Here is a 16,361-nt window from a genome sequence, read left to right on the forward strand (position 1 = left end):
AAAACAGGCTGTACCGACCGTCCCATCTGCGCAGTTCACTATCAAAACAATAGCGACAGTCAACCCAAGGAGACAAGAAGCATGATCGAGACCTTCCAACGCAGCCTGCCCAACGGCACCACCCTGAGCTGCCGCGCCGTCGGCAAGCCGGGCCAGCCGCTGATGGTGTTCCTTCACGGCTTCCCGGAGGCCGCGTTCATCTGGGACGAACTGCTCGACTACTTCGCGGACCCCGCCCACGGCGGCTACCGCTGCGTGGCGCCCAACCTGCGCGGTTTCGAAAAGTCGAGCGCGCCGACGGAAGTAGCGGCCTACAAGGCCCATCTGCTGATCCAGGACATCCAGCAGCTCGTCGCGACCGAAAGCGCCGACAGCACCATGGCCGCGCTGGTGGCCCACGACTGGGGCGGCGCCTTCGCCTGGGGCTACGCCAACGCTTTCCCGCAGCAGGTCGGCAAGCTGGTCATCATCAATTCGCCGCACCCGGGCACCTTCACCCGCGAACTGCGCAACAGCCCGGAGCAGCAGCAAGCGAGCGCCTACATGAACTTCCTCGCGCGCCCCGACGCCGAGGGGCTGCTCGCGGCCGACGACTTCAAGCGCATGTGGCCCTTCTTCCTGCTGATGAAGGCCGGCCCGGACGGCTTCGGCTGGCTCACCGAAGAAGTGAAGCAGAAGTACCGCGAGGTCTGGGGCGCGGGCCTCACGGGCGCCTGCAATCTCTACCGCGTGACGCCGATGAAGCCGCCGCTGCCGGGCCAGACCATCGACAGCATCCCCGTGCTGCCGCGCGAACGGCTCACGGTGGACGTGCCGACCTTCGTGTTCTGGGCGCTCGACGACGCGGCGCTGCTGCCCGGGCTGCTCGAAGGGCTGGAAGACTATGTGCCGAAGCTCGAAGTGAAAAAGGTGCCGAACGCGACCCACTGGATCGTGCACGAGCAACCACAGCTGGTCGCCCGCGAGATCGAAGGCTTCCTGCAGCGCGCTCAGTAAATAGGAGCCTCGCCCTCTGGGCGGGTCTTGAACCGCCGATGCACCCAGTAGTACTGGGCAGGCATCGTGTCGATGTAGCCCTGCAGCCGCGTGTTCATGAGCGTGGTGTCGGCCTCGACGTCGTCGGTCGGAAAGTTCTGCCAGGTCGGCAGGATCTCGATCTCGTAGCCCCCGGGCGTGAGCTTCGATACCACCGGCACCACCTTGGCCTTGCCCAGCCGCGCGAATCGCGACAGCGAGGGCACCGTGGCCGCCTGCACGCCGTAGAACGGCACGAAGATGGTCTGGTCGCGCCCGAAGTCCATGTCGGGCAGCAGGTACAGCAGGCCGCCCTTGCGCAGGCCCTGCAGCACCGGCTTGATGCCGTCCACCCGGTTGAGTGCCGCCACGTCGCCGAAGCGGGTGCGGCCTTCGCGGATCCAGGCGTCGACCATCGGGTCGCGCTGGGTCGTGTAGATGGTGGCCGAGGGGCGCGCCGTGTGCATGGTCAGCGCGGTGGCCGCGGCGTCGAGGCCATAGAAGTGCGGCGCGAACAGGATCATCGGCTCGTCGCCGTCGGCGATCTCGCGGATCTCCGAAGCGGCCCCGACCACCTTGAGCCGGCTCGCCACCACCTTCTCGGGCGCATGCCATAGCCAGCTGCGGTCCAGCCATGACTGCGCCACGTAGACGAATGTCTCGCGCGCGATAGCGCGGCGCTCGGCCTCCGATTTCTCGGGGAAGCAGACCGCCAGATTGGTATCGACCACGCGCCGCCGCGGCACGGCGACGGTGTGGAGGATGCGGCCGAGGAATGCGCCAAAGCCGCGTACGAGCGGCAACGGCAGCGGCGCGATCACGCGCATGAAGCCGATGCCGAGTCGGGAACCGAGGCTCATGCGGCCTCCCCGGCTGCAGCGGCCACGCGCTCGGCGCGCGGCTCCTTGTAACGGGCGTAGTCCCACACGTACTGGCCCGGCAGGCTGTGGATCAGCCGGCCGATGGCGTCGTTCATGGCGGCCGACGCGTCCTCGATGGAGGCCGACGGATCAGTCAGCGCCGTGCCGACGATGGGTTCGAAGCGGATCACGTAGCCCGCGCCGTTCGGCAGGCGCTCGCACACGCTCAGGAAGCAGGCCGCGCCGGTCTGTTGCGCGAGGCGGGGAAGCAAGGTCATGGTGTAGGCCGGGCGCCCCAGGAACGGCGCCCATACGCCCTGCCCCAACGGCGGCACCTGGTCGGGCAGGATGCCGGTGTAGCCACCGCCGCGCAGCGTGCGGATCAGGCCGCGCACGCCGCTGTTGTTGGTGGGCAGTGTCTGCAGGCCGGGCCGGTCGCGCGAGCCGGCGGCGATCAGGTCGGCCATCCATTTCTTGCGCGCGGGGCGAAACAGCGCCGTGATCGGCCCGTAGGCCGCGAGAAAGCGCTCGCCGATGGCCTGGCCGCACATCTCCCAGCTGCCGAGATGCGGCGCCACCAGGATCACGCCCTTTTTGGCCTGCATGGCCGCCTCGAAGGCCTCGACGCCCTCCCAGCGCACCACACGGTGCAGCACGGTCTGGCCCTGAGGGCGCAGCCAGAGCCAGGGCAGCTCGGAAGCCATCTTGCCGGCGGCGGCAATGGCGGGACGGTACTGGTCGGGGGCGAAGCCCGCGCTCTCGGCGTTGGCCTTGAAGCGGCGGCGGTAGTCCGGCGCGCTCCACCAGACCAGCCAGCCCAGCATGGCGCCGAGTCGATGCATCAACGGCATCGGCACGCGGGCAAGCAGGCGGAACAGGGTGATCATTGAAAACGGGAGGGAGGGGGTCAAAAAACGGACGCGCGCGCATGGTATTGCGCGGCTCGAATAGAATGCAAATTGTCGCCGAGTTACGGAACAACTTGCAGGGCGACAAACACAAGCGCGAAGCGATTGTGCCCCCGCCGATTCATCGGCATCTGCTAAAGCGTTCGCCATGGCTCCGCAGAGTTGGCAACGCGCCAACCACTTCAAGGAGTTTGAACAAATGGCGAACGATTTCCTCTTCACTTCCGAATCGGTTTCCGAAGGCCACCCCGACAAGGTAGCCGACCAGATCTCGGATGCCATCCTGGACGCGATCTTCGAGCAGGACCCCCGCAGCCGCGTGGCCGCCGAGACGCTGACCAACACCGGCCTGGTCGTGCTAGCTGGCGAAATCACGACCAACGCGCACGTCGACTACATCCAGGTGGCGCGCGACACCATCAAGCGCATCGGCTACGACAACACCGAGTACGGCATCGACTACAAGGGTTGCGCCGTGATGGTCTGCTACGACAAGCAGTCCAACGACATCGCCCAGGGCGTGGACCATGCCAGCGACGACCACCTGAACACCGGCGCCGGCGACCAGGGCCTGATGTTCGGCTACGCCTGCGACGAAACGCCCGAGCTGATGCCCGCGCCCATCTACTACGCGCACCGCCTCGTCGAGCGCCAGGCCCAGCTGCGCAAGGACGGCCGCCTGCCCTTCCTGCGCCCCGACGCCAAGAGCCAGGTCACGATGCGCTACGTGGACGGCAAGCCGCACAGCATCGACACCGTGGTGCTCTCCACCCAGCACAGCCCCGACCAGAGCGAAACCTCGACCAAGATGAAGGCCTCGTTCAACGAAGCCATCATCGAGGAGATCATCAAGCCGGTGCTGCCCAAGGAGTGGCTCAAGGACACGCGCTACCTGATCAACCCGACCGGCCGCTTCGTCATCGGCGGCCCGCAGGGCGACTGCGGCCTCACCGGCCGCAAGATCATCGTCGACACCTACGGCGGCGCCTGCCCGCACGGCGGCGGTGCGTTCTCCGGCAAGGACCCGTCGAAGGTCGACCGCTCGGCTGCCTATGCCGCGCGCTACGTGGCCAAGAACATCGTGGCCGCCGGCCTGGCGCGCCAGTGCCAGATCCAGGTGGCGTACGCCATCGGCGTGGCCCAGCCGATGAACATCACGGTCTACACCGAAGGCACCGGCGTGATCCCCGACGACAAGATCGCCGAACTCGTGCGCGAGCACTTCGACCTGCGTCCGAAGGGCATCATCCAGATGCTCGACCTGCTGCGCCCGATCTACCAGAAGACCGCCGCCTACGGCCACTTCGGCCGTGAAGAGCCCGAGTTCACCTGGGAAGCGACGACGCAGGCGCCCGCACTGCGCGCAGCTGCCGGCCTCAAGTAAGAAGCAAGAAACGGCGGTGGGTCAGAAGCGGTAAGCGCCGCTCAAACCCACCGTCCAGTTGCGGCCCGGCGCAGGCTCGTAATAGCGCGCATTGCCCTCGTTGACGATGACCGAGCCCACGTAGCGCCGGTCGAACAGGTTGTCGACACGCGCGAAAGCGTTGAACTCCCAACGCTCCCATTTCTTCAGATAGCCCGCATACACCGCCGCGACGGCATAGCCCGGCGCGCTCGCGGTGTTGACGTCATTGGCCTGCATTCGGCCCAGCGCACGCATCTCGACACCGGCGCGCCAGCCCTCGGGCGGCACCCAGCCCAGCGATGCGAACAACGATTGCCGCGCAATGCCCGGAATGCGATTGCCCGCCGCTACGGTGTTTGCAGCCGCGCACGGAGACGGTGAACAGAAGGCATCGCGATACGTCGCGTCCAGCCACGTGTAGGCCAGCTGCGTGCGCCAGTGATTCGCGGTCTCGTGCTGCCAGCCCAGCTCGAAGCCGTTGCGCCTGGTGCGGCCCGCGTTCTGGAAAGTGGCGCGGCCGCCGACGTTGGTGTCCGTGACGATCTCGTCGCGCGTGCGGGTCTGGAACAGCGCCGCCGTCAGCAGGCCGCCCGCAAGCCGCGCCTTGGCCCCGACCTCGATGCTGTCGTTCACCGACGGCCGCAGCGCGAAGTTGAGCCCGCTCGCGCCGTTCGCCCGATAAGAAAGCTCGTTCAGCGTCGGCGTCTCGAAGCCGCGACCGATGGAGCCGTACAGCGCGAGGTCCTGCGTCGCCTGGTAGCGCAGCGAGGCCACGGGCAAGGTCTTGCTGTAGCGCGCGCTGCCACTGTCGTCGCGGTTCGCGCCCACGATGTAGCGGTCCTGCGAGCTGAAATGCACGCTGCTGCGGCGCACGCCGGCTTCTAGCGTCCAGCGGTCGGTAAAGCGCCAGGTAGCTTGCGCGTAAGGATCGAGGTTCCAGGCTTCGTTGAGCTCGTTGCGCCTGAGCCGCCCCTGCACGCCGAGCACCGGCGCTGAAACCGGCCCGAGGTAGTTCTCGTAGCCGCGCCGCTTTTCGCGCAGGCTGTCGTAGGCCAGGCCCGCCGCCACGTCGAAGGGCCGGTCGGCCAGCGTAAGCGCGGCGTTCCAGCGCAAGTCAACGCCGCCGTACTGCCGCGACAGGTCGATCACGCCGCCCGCGTGCAGCGGGCTCTGCTGCGCAGATGGCGGGATCGACTGGAACTGCGTGGTCTTGCGCTCGCCGCCGTAGACCATGAGGCGCAGCCCCTGCTGCGCGTTGATGCGGTGCTCGTAGAGCAGACCGGCCTGCGTCTGCTCCACCGTCTTGCGGGTGTCGTACTGCGTGGCCAGCGGGGCGTTGCGCGGTGCCAGGGCGTACTGGTCGGCCGTGAGGCCCAGCGGATCCTGCGCGTCGATGCGCACGCTGTTGAAGATCAGCGTCAGCTTGTCGCCGTTGTCCAGCGCGATGCCGAGCTTGCCGTTGGCGATGTCGCGCCGCGCCGCGCTGTGCTCGCGCCAGCCGTCGGTGTGGAAGCGACTCGCGTCGAGCAGATAGTCCACCGCCCCCTGCGATCCACTGAGTTGCAGCGACTGTCGCCAGGTGCCGAAGCTGCCACCCGCGAGCGAGTACGCCAACCGCGGCGAGCCCTCGCCCGAAGCGGTGAATGCCTGCACCACGCCACCCGACGAATTGCCGTAGAGCGCCGAGAACGGCCCGCGCAGAACCTCGACCCGGTCCAGCGAGCCGATGTCGATGTTCGAAGTCTGCCCCTGGCCATCGGGCAAGGTCGCGGGAATGCCATCGACATACAGCCGCACGCCACGCACGCCGAAGGTCGAGCGCGCGCCGAAGCCACGGATCGACAGCTGCAGGTCCTGCGCGTAGTTCAGCCGGTTCTGCACCTGCAGCCCCGGCACCGCTCCGAGGCTTTCCGAAAGATTGACCTGCAGGCGGCTGTCGCGCATCTCGTCGCCATCGACACGGTCTACCGAGCCTGGCACGTTGAAAGGCGCGACTTCGCCGCGTGGCGTGGAGACGGTGATCTCGCGCAGACGCGCGCCGCTGGTGTCAGGATCGGCCGATGGCTCCTGCTGGGCCTGCGCGGCCAGCGGAACACCCAGCAAGAGAAGGCAGGCGGCGGCAACGGGCGCAGGTTTCATCGCGCCGATTCTGCTTCGGCGCACCAGCTACGCGTGTCGCGGTGGCGCGACTCTCAGGGAAAACTAGCGCTCCGGCGCCTTGCGCCAGCCATACCAGGCGCCCACCACGCACGGAATGCCCAGTGCGATCCAGGCCAGGATGTCGCCCAGCCCGCCATCGCTGAAGAGTGCCGAGATCAGCCCGAAGGTGGTCAGCAGGCCGAGCACGATCGGCCAGCCCCACATGCGCCAGAAGCTTTGATGGTGTTGATGCGGCTTCATGCCTGAACCTTCATCGCCGGAGCCGGCTCGCCCTGCGGGGTGGCAGGCGCATGCTGCTCATGCGCAGCCGTCTTCTTGCTGGATGCAGGCACGGGGTTGCCCCGCTTGAGCCAGAGATACAGCCCGCTGCCCAGCACGATGATGGTCGCTATGTCGAGCAGCGCCCAGATGATCTGCATCGGCATGCCGCCGTAGTCGCCGAAGTGCAGCGGCTGCGACACCAGCAGCGCCCAGAGATACCAAGGCAGCTTCGGCGACGCGGTCACCTGCGCCGTTTTGGCGTCGACCAGCACCGGCTGGAAGAGCTTCGAAGTGAAGGGCTCGTTGCCGCGCAGGAAGAAGGTGGTGTGATGCGGGCTCGAGAACGACGTGCCCGGGAACGCGATGAACGACAGCTTCGTGCCGGGCGCCTTCTGCATCGCGGCGTCCATCGAGCGCTGCACCGAGCCGCGTTCGTTCACCGCCACGATGGGCTCGTTCTTGTAAGGAGTGAGAAGTGCGCTGAGCTGGTCGTATTGCCAGTACTTGATGAGCAGGTCGGCCCACGTGTTGATCATGCCGGTGGCGCCCACCACGAACACCCACACCAGCGTGACGATGCCCAGCAGGTTGTGCAGGTCGAGCCACTTCAGGCGTGGCCGCTTCTCGCGCCGCACCGTGCCGAAGTCGAGCTTGCGCATGAAGGGCGAATACAGCACCACGCCCGAGACGACGGCCACCAGCAGCAGCAGGCCCATGAAGCCAAGGAACAGCTTGCCCGGCAGCCCGGCAAAGAGGTCGACGTGCAGCTTGAACATCACGTACATGAAGCCTTCGTCGAACTTGGGCTGTGCGAGCACCTCGCCCGTGCGCGCATCGATCGCGACCGACTTGAAGTCGTCCGTGGCTTCCGGCGTGGGCGTGAGCGTGACGAACCACAGGCCGTCGTCGTCCTCGGGCTGCGAGGCGAACTGCACCACGCGGTCGGGGTGCTTCGCCTTCGCGATGTCGAGCACGCGATCGAGGCTGATGTGCGGCGTGCCCGCCGGCATCTTCGGCGCCTCGACCTCGGTGCCGAGCAGGTGGCCGATCTCGTGGTGGAAGATCAGCGGCAGCCCCGTGATGCACAGCAGCAGCATGAACACCGTGCACACGAGGCTGCTCCACTTGTGCACCCAGGCCCAGGTCTTGATCTTTCGGCTGTTCATGTCGTGGTGGCTCTGATGGAGAAAGGGATTCTAGAAACGGTAGGTGGCGCTGGCGACGATGTTGCGGCGCGAGCCGTACCAGCAGTCACCACGCGACAGGCAGGTGCTGAAGTAGACCTTGTCCGTCACGTTGTTGATGTTGAGCGCATAGCGCCAGGCGGCGGTTTCGTAGGCGAACACGAGGTCGGCCAGCGCAACGCCCGGGATGCGCGGACCCACGCCCGACTGCATGTCGCGGAACGAACTCATCATGCGCAGCCCGGCGCCGGCCGAGAAGCCGCTCACGCCGCCGACCGAGAACTTGTACTTGGCCCAGACGCTAGCCTGGTGCTTGGGCAGGCCCTCGATCAGCGCGTCGGCGTCGGTGTAGTTGTAGTGGGCAATGAGGTCGAGGTTCGGGCCGATCGATCCCTTGGCCTCCAGCTCCACGCCGCGGGTCTTGGTTTCGCCGAGCTGCGTGAACACCTTGAGCTGCGGCTCGCTGATCTGGTTCTTCTCGCGCAGGTCGTACACCGCGGCGCTGAAGGCCAGGGCGCGGTCCTTGGGCTCGTATTTCACGCCCACCTCCCATTGCTCGCCGCGCAGCGGACTGAAGATGCGGCCTTCGCGCGCAGCCTGCGGCGTGAACGACTCGCTGTAGCTCAGGTACGGAGACCAGCCAGAGGGCGAGGCGTACATCAGGCCGAGGCGCTTGGTGGTGGCGCTGCTCTTCTCGTCGTTGCTGCCGGCGGCGCTGGACACGGCCCTGTCGTGCCGCAGGCCCGCCACCAGGATCCAGTTGTCGAGCTTGATCTGGTCCTGCAGATAGACGCCCGTCTGGCGCTGGCGGGTGCGTGGCCGCGCGTCGCGCACGGGCTCGTCGAGATGGCCGTAGACCGGCGCATAGACGTCGATGGTGTCGAAAGTCGTTCCGACCCAGACGTTCTCGCGCTGGCGTGCGAAGTCCGCACCCACGAGCAGCGTGTGCTTCAGGGCGCCGGTCTGGAAGTGGCCCTCGACGTGGTTGTCGAGCGTCTGCGTGCGGTTGCGCGTGAGCGAGCTGTCGTAGTAGCGGCCCAGCACGCGCTTGAAGATCGGGTCGGTGGCATCCCAGCTTTCAGCCCCCGCGAACGCGCCGCCGTAGTGGTAGCGGTTGTCGTTTTCGTTGCGCGCGTAGCGGAAGTTCTGGCGCAGCGTCCAGCTGTCGTTGAACTTGTGCTCGAACTGCCAGCCGAAGGTCTTGCGCTCGCTGTCGTAGTAGTCGCCCGGTTCGCCGATGAAGCGGCTGCCTGGAAGACGTCCGTTCGGGTTCGGCAGCAAGGTGCCCTCCCAGGGCAGGAACTGCGAGCTGCTGCCGCTCTTGTCCTTCTGCCAGAGGCCTTGCAGCGTCAGCGAGGTCATGGCGTTGGGCCGCCAGGTCAGCGAAGGCGCGATCACGCTGCGGTCGTCGGGCACGTAGTCGACCTGCGTATCGGACTTGCGCTGCAGCGCGATCAGGCGGTACGACAGGGAGCCGTCAGCGTTCAGCGGGCCGGTGAGGTCGGCCTGGATCTGCTTGCGGCCGAAGCTGCCGAACTGCACGCCCACTTCGCGCTGGGCCTCCTGCAGCGGCCGCTTGCTGACCATGTTGACCACGCCGGCGGCAGTGCCGGCACCGAACAGCATGCCCGAGGGGCCGCGCAGCACTTCGAGCCGCTCCAGCGTGTAGGGCTCGGTGCGGGTGGTGCTGGTGTAGTAGCCGTAGGCCTGGCGCAGGCCGTCGAGGTAGACGTCGGGGTAAGCGCCTCGCACCCGCACGGAATCGGTTCGCGAATCGAGGCCGTAGGCGTCGGAGCGCACGCCGGCCGCGTAGTTGAGCGCGTCCTGCACGTTGATCGCGCCCTGGTCGACCATCTGGTCGCGCGTGATCACGGTCACGGACTGGGGCGTTTCCGACAGCGGCGTGTCGGTCTTGGTGGCGGTGACCGCATTTTTCGCACGGTAGCCGATCACCGGCGTGGTCGCCGTCTCGGCTTCGGCATTCGCGTCGACCCGCACTTCGGGCAGCGAGCCCGCATTCGTCGTCTGGGCCAGCACCTGGTGCTGTGTGGAAATCGCCAGGCACCCCATCAGCACCAACCTCTTCATTCCTGCTCCACTCCTCGAAATTTTGATTAATACGAACGATTCGCATTTTAGTCGTGACAAATTTCCGCTTCCTCCAATCACCGCCCTGAGTGAAGGGCGTTGCGTTGCGAAATTGCGTCTTCGGGTTAGGGGTGAACCGGCTACCATGCCGCCCGCACGCTTCCCGTGCGTTGGCAGCCCTCATGCTCAAGCTCATTGCCTTTCTGTTTCCCGCGCTGCGCGGTCCGGCTTTGCGGCTGATGGTCCTTGCGACTGCCATTGCGCTGACCGGCTGCGCCGGCCTCCCGCCGCGCACGCCCGAACCGCCGACGCTGGCCATTGCGGCCTCGCCCGCCACCGAGCTCGGCCGCGCGGCCGTCAGCCTCAATTCCCCGCCCGACGGCCTGACCAGCATGCGGCCGCTGATCGAAGCCTCCTTCGCGCTCGATGCACGGCTTGAGCTGATGCGGCGCGCCAAGTCATCGCTCGACATCCAGACCTACCAGCTCGGCAACGACAAGACCGGCCGCCTGCTGCTGCGCGAAATGCGCAATGCGGCCCGGCGCGGCGTGCGCGTGCGGCTGCTGCTCGACGACTTCTACACAGCCGGCATGGACCGCCTGCTGCTCGGCCTGGCCGCCGAGCCCAATGCCGAGATCCGGCTGTTCAACCCCTTCGTGAACGCGCGCGACCATTCGTCGGGGCGCTGGCTGGAGTTCTTCTCCGACTTCAGGCGGCTCAACCACCGCATGCACAACAAGCTGTTCGTGGCCGACGGCGCCATGGCCATCGCGGGCGGCCGCAACCTGGCCGACGAATACTTCCTGCGCAGCGAGAGCGCGAACTTCATCGATTTCGAGGTGCTGCTGGCCGGCCCGGTGGTCCCCGAGTCCGCCGCCATCTTCGACACCTACTGGAACAGCGACGTGGTCTACCCCCTGCAGCGGGTGGCCAGCACCAGCCGCACGCCGCAGCAACTCAAAGCGGACTTCGAAGAGGCGACCTCTCCCGCCCATGCACCGCCGCCCGACCCGCTGGCCGCCACCGACCTGCTCGGCGACCCGCCACTGGCCGCCCAGCTCGCCAACATCGACGAGGCCAAGTGGATGCGCGCCGAGGCCCATGCCTCCGCCGACAGCCCCAACAAGGCACTGGGCGTCATGGCGCATCCCACGGAATCGCTGGCGCAGCGCTTCCACGAAATGCTGGCCACGGCCCAGTCGAACGTGGTGGTGATCTCGCCCTACTTCATTCCCGGCGACGAGGGCATGGAACGCATCCGCATGGGCCGCGACCACGGCGTGAACATCACCGTCATCACCAACTCGCTGGCCGACAGCGACGAGCCACTGGTCAACATCAACTACAACCGCTACCGCGTCGACATGCTCAAGCTGGGCGTGAACCTGTACGAGGTCAGCACCCAGCAGCTGCGGCGCAGCGGCCAGTTCCGCGACCTGCTCAAGAAGGCGCGCGGCCGCCTGCACGCCAAGCTGGCACTGGTCGACCGGCAGTGGGTGCTGCTCGGCTCGATGAACCTCGACCCGCGTTCCGCCCGGCTCAACACCGAGTTCGGCGTGCGCGTGCGCAGCTTCGACCTGACACAGGCACTGCTCTTCGCCTACCAGCTCGACGACATCGAGGGCGTCTACCGCGTCACGCTCAAGCCCGATGGCCAGAACGTGCAATGGGTCGGCACCGGCGACGTCGACAACGAGGTGCTCGACAGCGAGCCGGACTCGAGCATGCTGACACGGCTGCAGCTGCTGCTGTTCTCGTGGTTCGTGCCCACGGACCAGCTGTAGGCAGCGCCCGGTTCAGAGCAAGCGCTGCAGCAGGCGGTAGCCCTCGGGCCAGTCGCCGAGGCCGCTGGCAGCGTTGATGTGCCCAAGCGCCCCCACCTCGACGAACTCACTGCCCCAGGCGCGTGCGCGCTCGCTCGCGTAAGCCGTGCTGCCATAGGGATCGTCATTGCTGGCGACCACGATGCTCGGAAACGGCAGCCGGGCGGGCGGTAGTGGCTCGAACCCCAGCGACGTTTCCGCCGGATAGGCAGCGGCCTGAGGGTCGGGCACTGCGACGAGCAATGCGCCTCGAATCCGGGGCGTGCACCGCATCGCCCAATGCACCACGGCCAGGCAACCCAGGCTGTGCGCCACGACCACAAGATCGCGGCCCAACCCGCCAGCCTGCTGCTCCAGCGCCGAGACCCAGTCGTCGCAAACCGCCCGATCCCAGTCATCGACCTGCAACCGGAGCCATTCCGGTCGAGTCGACTGCCAGATGCTCTGCCAATGCGCAGGGCCTGAATTGCCGTGCCCAGGCACGACAAAGACTGGATTTTTCATTCGCGGTTCTCCCGTTGAGCGATGCGCTTCAGTCTATGAAGCGCGACACCTCAGCCGGAAGAGCAAGGCATTCGAAGGCGCAGCCGAAAACCTTCAAGTCATCGGCAATGCGGTCTGCTACACGACCACCACCAGCTTGCCGGCCGCACTGTTGCTCTCCATCTTCGTGTGAGCTTCGACGATCTCGTCGAAGCCGTACACATGGTCGATGGGCACGCTCAGCTTGCCCGCGCTCACGCCGTCGAGAAAGTCCTGAAGCACCGAGGCAGGCAGGTCGGAGGCATCGCCGGAGTACGCGCAAAGCCGCACAAGGTTCTTCAGATAGCCGATCGGATAGAAGTCCTTGACCAGCCACTCGTTCGACAGCATCCCGGTGAAGCAGACGACGCCCCTGGGCCGAACGGCCCGCAAGGTGTCGGGCAACGCAGGCGTGCCGACCAACTCCAGTGCGAGATCCACGCCACCCGGCAGGATCTTCCGGACCTGCGAAGCCACATCGCCGTCATCGACGATCACGTGGTCGACCCCGGCAGCCGTGAGCACATCCCGCTTTGCAGCGTTGCGCGTCGTCGAGAAGACCACGAGGCCGCGCTGCCTGGCCAGGATGGCAGTCGCCAGGCCAACCGACGAAGTCCCGCCCCGCACCAGGATCGATTGGCCAGGTTGCGCATCGAGCGCGTTGACCAGCGAGCCATAGGCCGTCTGCAGCATCTCGGGGACGGCGCCGAGCGTGCTCCAGGGAAGCGTGCTCTTGAACGGAATCACCTGGCTTGCCGGCACGCAGGTGTATTCGGCATAGCCGCCGTCGTAGGTGCGCCCCATGTTCCCCATCACCGCAACCACTTGCTGGTCGACCTCGAACTCGCCTCCGGGGCACTCGGCGACCTGCCCGCAGGCTTCGATGCCGAGCACCCGGGGAAAGGTCACGCCTTCCGCCAGCCCCAGCCGCGTATGAAGCTCTGATCGATTGAGCCCGAACGCGCGGACCTTGATGAGAACCTGCCCCTTGAGCGGCGTCGGTATGGGCAGCTCGCGATAGTGCAGCGCCTCGGGCGGCCCGGGTGCGTCCAGCACGATGGCTCGCATGGTTCTACTCGCAACTTCGTTCATGGCCTTCTCGCACATCTTAAAAAGTCATTAATGATCCTGGCGCATCATCCGGGCTGTTTCGTTCGGCCACAAGAAATTCCGCTCTCATGCACCTGCTCCTCGTAGAAGACGACGACATGCTGGGTGAAGCCGTGTGCGATGGCGCGCGCCAGAGCGGCTGGTCCATCGACCGTGTCGGCAATGCATCAGCCGCCCGGATCGCCCTGATCGACCATGCCTATGCAGCCGTGCTGCTGGACCTGGGCCTGCCAGGCGGAGAGTCGGGCCTGACGGTGCTGCGGTCGATGCGAAGCCGCTACGACCCGACACCGGTCCTGATTCTCACGGCGCGCGATCAGTTGAGCGAGCGCATCCACGGCCTCGACGCAGGCGCCGACGACTACCTCGTCAAGCCCTTCCAGTTCGACGAACTGTGGGCACGTGTGCGTTCGGTCATTCGCCGCAGCCAGGGTCGCGTGATACCCGTTTTTTCCCGTGGCGACGTCACGGTCGACCGCAGTCGCCGCGTGGTCACCAAGGCCGGCGTCGATGTGCCGTTGAGCGCGCACGAGTACCGCACCCTGCTCGCCTTGCTGGAACGCCCCGGCCACGTCGTCACGCGCGATCAACTGCAGGATGTGGTCTACGGAACGGCCAGCGTCGTCGAGAGCAACACCATTGCCGTGTTCATCCACCAGTTGCGCCGCAAGCTCGGCGACGACCTGATCCGCACCGTTCACGGCCATGGCTATGTCGTCGGCCAGCCTCCGCCGTGAAGTCGAAGTCGAAGTCGCTCTATGCGCGAATGATCCTGATGCTCGGGGCGACCATCGTCCTGGGCTGGATCGTGGCGTTCGCGGTGCTTTTCGCGTATCTCGCGCACAACAAAGCCAGCATCTGGGACGACAAGCTCAAGGTCATTGCCACTCGCATCCTGCTGACAATTCCGGCCGACAAGGACATGGTTGTGACGGGGCCAGGGCTGCAACTGCGGGACCCCGCGCTGGCAGAGAGCGAGCAACTCGTCTTCCAAGTCTGGATCGATCGCAAGCGGTTGTCCGTGCGTACGCCCGGAGCTCCCGAATCGCCGCTGCGGCCAGGCTTCGAGGATGGCATCACCACCACGGTGATCGAGGGAAGACGATGGCGTGTCTATTCGGTCTCGGATTCCAAAGGCCGGATCTATGTACAGGTCGGCAACCTCCACAGCGTGGTGGACGCCGAAATGCAGCACCAGGCCCTGACCGGGCTGGTACTCAGCACCATCCTGTTGCTGATCGTGGGCGCGCTGATGTGGCTGGTGGTACGCAGCTCGCTCAAGCCAGTGGTGGCGCTGGAAGCTGCCATGCGAAGCCGGCGCAGGTTCGACCTCACGCCGCTGTCCTCGGCCGCGCTGCCGCGCGAGCTGCATCCGCTGGTCGCGTCGTTCAATCGTCTGCTGGAGCAGCTTTCCGAATCGATCGAGGGCGAGCGTCGCTTCATCGGCGATGCCGCCCACGAGCTGCGCACGCCCCTGGCTGCGCTGCAGGCGCAGGCCCAGATCGCGCTGCGCGCGAACACCGCCGCCGACAAGGACGTGGCACTGACCAAGCTGCTTCGGGTCGCACAGAGCAGCTCGCGGCTGTCCGAACAGTTGCTCGACCTGGCACGACTGAATGCGAGTGCCAATGCTCCGCAGCACATGCGGGCAGACCTGAGCGATCTCATCCTGCACGTGACCCGCGATTTCGACACCCATGCCCTGCAGCAGGAGCGCTCGATCCTGCTCGATATTCGCAAGTGCACCATCCACTGCAACATCGACGAGATGGGCATCCTGCTGCGCAACCTGATCGACAACGCGCTGCGCTACACGCCCAAGGGCGGGCGCGTTCGGGTCAGCTGCGGCCATGAGCCGGCCGTCGGGCAGGAAGAGACGCACAGGGTCTATCTCGAAGTGGCAGACGACGGTCCCGGCGTGCCGCTGTCGGAGCGCAAGGCGATCTTCGAGCGCTTCCATCGGGCTGCCGGCACTTCCACGCGCGGCAGCGGCATCGGCCTGTCGCTGGTGGCTGGAATCGCCCAGCTGCATCATGCGACCATCGAAACCGGGGATGGACTGGAGGGGCGCGGCTTTGCCATCCGGGTGGTGTTCCCGGCGGCGGCAGCGCCACCCCCGTCGACCTCTTCTCAGAACCTGTAGACGTACCCGAGGCGCACGCCGGTCTGGTTCGACCGGCTGACCAAAGGGCTGTTCTTGATGCCGCTGCCGAAGCTGGTCGCGCTCACGTCCAGGAAAACTGTCTGCTTCGGCGCCACGGCGTAGTCCACGCGCAGGCCCACTTCGATGTTGGCGGTAGCCTTGCCGGCATATTCGGGCCGGTCGGATCGGGCCTCGGCCGCCGTCACGCCGTAGTAGTAGTCGACGTACTTGCGGTCGACCCAATGCGCGGCCAGGCGCGGCGTGAAGCCGAAGGCACCCGAAGAAAAGCGCCGGTCGATCTGCACCTTGAACCGCGTTCCCTTGCTGTTGCCCGACCCGTCGGCCAGCAGTTCGGCCGACAGGTTGGCAATGTCGTTGCGCCAGATGGCTGCTCCGCCCAGCCACAGGCTGCCCTTGCGCTTTTCCATGCCGCCGAAATAGGGCGAATCGTCGGCCTCATAGCCATCGCCCGCGTAGCGCGCACGCAGCCGCAAAGAGACGGGCCCTACGGACGTCAGCTTCAAATCGGCACTCGGGAACGCAACGCTGACCCACTTGTTCTCGTAGGTGAGCATGGGGATGGCCAGGCCCTTGTTGTCGAAGTCGCGATAGGGCTTGCGCTCCATGCCAGCGGCAATGCCGATGCCCCATTGCGAACCCGCTTCGGAGAGCTGGTCTTGTGCAACTTGCGCCCATGCCGACGAAACGCATGCCGCAGAGGCGACGCCCGCAGCGATGGTTCTGAAAGGTATGCGCGCGCGGCTGTTCTTTTCTCGGCTCGAAAGACAGTTTGACTTCAGGTGGTTCAGCATGGAGGCTCCAGTACGAATGGTCGGCGACAGACACCATGTCGTCGCCTTCTGGAGCCGATGCTGAAGGGATG

14 protein-coding genes are annotated in these 16,361 nt (G+C 66.3%); 5 read left to right on the forward strand and 9 right to left on the reverse strand.

What is annotated here, in order from left to right:
• Positions 1–81: 81 nt before the first annotated feature.
• Entirely contained in the window at positions 82–996 is a 915-nt protein-coding gene (locus ACZYSP_RS11845; protein WP_489014259.1) for an alpha/beta fold hydrolase, read from the forward strand.
• Here the strand turns inward: ACZYSP_RS11845 and ACZYSP_RS11850 are convergent.
• Together ACZYSP_RS11850 and ACZYSP_RS11855 are read right to left on the reverse strand one after the other, a co-directional pair.
• Positions 990–1,874 carry an LpxL/LpxP family acyltransferase gene (locus tag ACZYSP_RS11850; protein ID WP_093048494.1) on the reverse strand — a complete coding sequence of 295 codons (885 nt, stop codon included), beginning with the start codon at positions 1,872–1,874 and terminating at the stop codon, positions 990–992. The genes ACZYSP_RS11845 and ACZYSP_RS11850 overlap by 7 nt on opposite strands.
• Positions 1,871–2,761, reverse strand: a complete 891-nt coding sequence (locus ACZYSP_RS11855; protein ID WP_093075898.1) for a lysophospholipid acyltransferase family protein — start codon at positions 2,759–2,761, stop codon at positions 1,871–1,873. Before ACZYSP_RS11855 ends, ACZYSP_RS11850 begins: the two co-directional genes overlap by 4 nt.
• Positions 2,762–2,981: 220 nt before the next feature.
• Here ACZYSP_RS11855 and metK point away from each other — a divergent pair, with 220 nt between their 5' ends.
• The gene (gene metK, locus ACZYSP_RS11860) at positions 2,982–4,166 is read left to right on the forward strand and encodes a methionine adenosyltransferase (protein ID WP_093050301.1); all 1,185 of its coding nucleotides are present in this window, start codon (positions 2,982–2,984) and stop codon (positions 4,164–4,166) included.
• Positions 4,167–4,187: 21 nt separating this feature from the next.
• On the opposite strand, the gene ACZYSP_RS11865 is transcribed toward metK, so the two are convergent.
• The 4 genes from ACZYSP_RS11865 to ACZYSP_RS11880 form a co-directional block, all read right to left on the reverse strand.
• A complete protein-coding gene (locus tag ACZYSP_RS11865) occupies positions 4,188–6,326 on the reverse strand; it encodes a TonB-dependent receptor domain-containing protein (protein ID WP_489014262.1) in 2,139 nt (712 codons plus the stop codon).
• A gap of 63 nt (positions 6,327–6,389) precedes the next feature.
• The gene (locus ACZYSP_RS11870; RefSeq protein ID WP_093048485.1) at positions 6,390–6,587 is read right to left on the reverse strand and encodes a hypothetical protein; all 198 of its coding nucleotides are present in this window, start codon (positions 6,585–6,587) and stop codon (positions 6,390–6,392) included.
• Positions 6,584–7,774, reverse strand: a complete 1,191-nt coding sequence (locus ACZYSP_RS11875; RefSeq protein ID WP_354337436.1) for a PepSY-associated TM helix domain-containing protein — start codon at positions 7,772–7,774, stop codon at positions 6,584–6,586. The genes ACZYSP_RS11870 and ACZYSP_RS11875 overlap by 4 nt, the downstream gene beginning before the upstream one ends.
• A 30-nt stretch (positions 7,775–7,804) precedes the next feature.
• Positions 7,805–9,880, reverse strand: coding sequence for a TonB-dependent siderophore receptor (locus ACZYSP_RS11880; RefSeq protein ID WP_489014265.1), 2,076 nt, complete (start codon positions 9,878–9,880; stop codon positions 7,805–7,807).
• Between the two features lie 182 nt (positions 9,881–10,062).
• On the opposite strand from ACZYSP_RS11880, the gene ACZYSP_RS11885 reads away from it, so the two are divergent.
• Positions 10,063–11,664: a phospholipase D family protein gene (locus tag ACZYSP_RS11885; RefSeq protein ID WP_093048479.1), complete on the forward strand. Its 1,602-nt coding sequence runs from the start codon at positions 10,063–10,065 to the stop codon at positions 11,662–11,664.
• 12 nt (positions 11,665–11,676) lie between these two features.
• Here ACZYSP_RS11885 and ACZYSP_RS11890 read toward each other — a convergent pair whose 3' ends face one another.
• Together ACZYSP_RS11890 and ACZYSP_RS11895 are read right to left on the reverse strand one after the other, a co-directional pair.
• Positions 11,677–12,207 (reverse strand): RBBP9/YdeN family alpha/beta hydrolase, encoded by a 531-nt coding sequence (locus ACZYSP_RS11890; RefSeq protein WP_489014267.1) that lies wholly within the window; start codon positions 12,205–12,207, stop codon positions 11,677–11,679.
• Positions 12,208–12,324: 117 nt separating this feature from the next.
• Positions 12,325–13,293: a zinc-binding alcohol dehydrogenase family protein gene (locus ACZYSP_RS11895; RefSeq protein WP_489014269.1), complete on the reverse strand. Its 969-nt coding sequence runs from the start codon at positions 13,291–13,293 to the stop codon at positions 12,325–12,327.
• A gap of 110 nt (positions 13,294–13,403) precedes the next feature.
• Here ACZYSP_RS11895 and ACZYSP_RS11900 point away from each other — a divergent pair, with 110 nt between their 5' ends.
• On the forward strand, positions 13,404–14,072 hold the full coding sequence (locus ACZYSP_RS11900; RefSeq protein ID WP_093075909.1) for a response regulator transcription factor: 669 nt from the start codon (positions 13,404–13,406) through the stop codon (positions 14,070–14,072).
• Positions 14,069–15,478 (forward strand): sensor histidine kinase, encoded by a 1,410-nt coding sequence (locus ACZYSP_RS11905; protein WP_354337441.1) that lies wholly within the window; start codon positions 14,069–14,071, stop codon positions 15,476–15,478. The genes ACZYSP_RS11900 and ACZYSP_RS11905 overlap by 4 nt, the downstream gene beginning before the upstream one ends.
• Here ACZYSP_RS11905 and ACZYSP_RS11910 read toward each other — a convergent pair.
• Positions 15,466–16,290, reverse strand: a complete 825-nt coding sequence (locus ACZYSP_RS11910) for a MipA/OmpV family protein (protein WP_093172524.1) — start codon at positions 16,288–16,290, stop codon at positions 15,466–15,468. The genes ACZYSP_RS11905 and ACZYSP_RS11910 overlap by 13 nt on opposite strands.
• Positions 16,291–16,361: the final 71 nt, after the last annotated feature.

Source organism: Variovorax sp. F042 (genome assembly GCF_057814215.1).

Bases quoted from the DNA above. Each gene is read 5' to 3' on its own strand.
- ACZYSP_RS11845 (WP_489014259.1), top strand. From the start codon at position 82: ATGATCGAGACCTTCCAACGCAGCCTGCCCAACGGCACCACCCTGAGC.
- ACZYSP_RS11850 (WP_093048494.1), bottom strand. From the start codon at position 1,874: ATGAGCCTCGGTTCCCGACTCGGCATCGGCTTCATGCGCGTGATCGCG.
- ACZYSP_RS11855 (WP_093075898.1), bottom strand. From the start codon at position 2,761: ATGATCACCCTGTTCCGCCTGCTTGCCCGCGTGCCGATGCCGTTGATG.
- metK (WP_093050301.1), top strand. From the start codon at position 2,982: ATGGCGAACGATTTCCTCTTCACTTCCGAATCGGTTTCCGAAGGCCAC.
- ACZYSP_RS11865 (WP_489014262.1), bottom strand. From the start codon at position 6,326: ATGAAACCTGCGCCCGTTGCCGCCGCCTGCCTTCTCTTGCTGGGTGTT.
- ACZYSP_RS11870 (WP_093048485.1), bottom strand. From the start codon at position 6,587: ATGAAGCCGCATCAACACCATCAAAGCTTCTGGCGCATGTGGGGCTGG.
- ACZYSP_RS11875 (WP_354337436.1), bottom strand. From the start codon at position 7,774: ATGAACAGCCGAAAGATCAAGACCTGGGCCTGGGTGCACAAGTGGAGC.
- ACZYSP_RS11880 (WP_489014265.1), bottom strand. From the start codon at position 9,880: ATGAAGAGGTTGGTGCTGATGGGGTGCCTGGCGATTTCCACACAGCAC.
- ACZYSP_RS11885 (WP_093048479.1), top strand. From the start codon at position 10,063: ATGCTCAAGCTCATTGCCTTTCTGTTTCCCGCGCTGCGCGGTCCGGCT.
- ACZYSP_RS11890 (WP_489014267.1), bottom strand. From the start codon at position 12,207: ATGAAAAATCCAGTCTTTGTCGTGCCTGGGCACGGCAATTCAGGCCCT.
- ACZYSP_RS11895 (WP_489014269.1), bottom strand. From the start codon at position 13,293: ATGCGAGCCATCGTGCTGGACGCACCCGGGCCGCCCGAGGCGCTGCAC.
- ACZYSP_RS11900 (WP_093075909.1), top strand. From the start codon at position 13,404: ATGCACCTGCTCCTCGTAGAAGACGACGACATGCTGGGTGAAGCCGTG.
- ACZYSP_RS11910 (WP_093172524.1), bottom strand. From the start codon at position 16,290: ATGCTGAACCACCTGAAGTCAAACTGTCTTTCGAGCCGAGAAAAGAAC.